Genomic DNA, 1,318 nt, shown 5'->3' with positions numbered 1-1,318 from the left:
AGCCTACCGATTTAAAATCAATAGGTTAGTTTTTAGACAGCCTCTAAGCCTCTTTATATCACGACCGGGCTGACTGCATATCACGACCGGGCTGACTGCATATCACGACCGGGCTGACTGCTGATCAGGGGTCCGAAAATCGGGCAGTGGCTCAGTTTGAAAATTTTATGCTTGGCCGCTCACTTTCCGGCCCATTTAACGCCAGGACGCAATGGCGCCAAGACGCAAAGTTTCTTTGTTCTTTCTTGGCGTCCTTGCGTTGGCTCTTTATGGATTCCGGACTGCTAACGATCATAGCAGGGTTCCAGCGGACGTTTTGGAGTGCGGCGGCAACCTTACCCCGATGCTTACCGGAACCTACAGCCCTAAGCATAAGCCGGGGGTCGGTCAAGTGGCACGATCCTGCCGCCGCTTTGGATTGGACCACGCATCCGTCCCCAACAAAGGTGATGCGGCCAGGGGAAAGCGCCGTCGCCGCGGCGCGGGTGGAACCGAAGGGCCCGGATTCCCGGCCAACGCCGCTGGTATCCCCCGTGGCTGAGGTTCGATGCGGTCGCGCCGCTTTGCCGGCGCACTCCAAAGCAGTCCGGAATCCATAACGAGGCGCTCCACCGGACCATTGCTCCGCTGTCGTTCCAGCCGCCAGAAGTTGTGAGTGTTGGCGATGCGGTGCAAGCAGAGGAGGTAGTAGCCTGCGGGAAAGGTCATTTGGGCATTGTGTAGTTCAGCCGGCGCGTCTATTCAAGTTCCGTGCAGTCTTCAACGAAGGTGGCCCCGGTCACGCATGGCGTCGGCTGAACCGGGCTTCATAGTTGGTAACGAATTAGGGGAAATCTTATGGGATACGTTCATGCGGAAATTGAGTTGAAAAACCCACGGCTTCCACAATTAAAGTCTTTGGTAACAAAGGCAATGGTCGATACAGGGGCGCTGATGCTTTGTATACCTGAGCATGTGGCTCTCCAATTGGAGCTGGAAGAAAATAGAAAACGTGAAGTGACAACTGCTGATGGGAGTCGTCACAAGGTATCTTATGTTGGCCCCATAGAGGTTATTTTTGAAAATCGTAATTGTTTCGTAGGTGCATTAGTTATGGGAGATGAGGTACTGTTGGGTGCTGTTCCAATGGAGGATATGGATTTGATTATATCTCCAAGCCATGGAAAACTAGTGGTTAATCCAGAAAGCCCGAATTTTCCTCATGCACTTGTTAAATGACTTGCCTATCCGCGAAAGACATAATCGCCGATATCAAGTCGCAGCGAAAAAGTGCCTAAGAGGCTGTCTAAAAACTAACCTATTGATTTTCTACTGGCAT

Annotated in this window: 2 protein-coding genes; one reads left to right on the top strand and one right to left on the bottom strand. The window is 52.0% G+C overall.

Annotated features, from left to right (window positions below):
- Window positions 1-387 precede the first annotated feature (387 nt).
- Window positions 388-708 carry a hypothetical protein gene (locus tag E1958_RS19505; protein ID WP_133513353.1) on the bottom strand — a complete coding sequence of 107 codons (321 nt, stop codon included), beginning with the start codon at window positions 706-708 and terminating at the stop codon, window positions 388-390.
- Between the two features lie 129 nt (window positions 709-837).
- Between E1958_RS19505 and E1958_RS19500 the strand changes: the two genes are divergently transcribed.
- Window positions 838-1,218: a clan AA aspartic protease gene (locus E1958_RS19500; protein ID WP_133511484.1), complete on the top strand. Its 381-nt coding sequence runs from the start codon at window positions 838-840 to the stop codon at window positions 1,216-1,218.
- The last annotated feature ends 100 nt before the right edge of the window (window positions 1,219-1,318 follow it).

Source organism: Candidatus Thiosymbion oneisti (assembly GCF_004359955.1).
Lineage (GTDB): Bacteria > Pseudomonadota > Gammaproteobacteria > Chromatiales > Chromatiaceae > Thiosymbion > Thiosymbion oneisti.
Note: the sequence above shows the minus strand (reverse complement) of the source record. Positions and strands in the feature narration are given on the sequence as shown.

What these genes read in the sequence shown, in the direction of transcription:
- E1958_RS19505 (WP_133513353.1), bottom strand. Translation starts at nt 708, where the DNA reads ATGACCTTTCCCGCAGGCTACTACCTCCTCTGCTTGCACCGCATCGCC.
- E1958_RS19500 (WP_133511484.1), top strand. Translation starts at nt 838, where the DNA reads ATGGGATACGTTCATGCGGAAATTGAGTTGAAAAACCCACGGCTTCCA.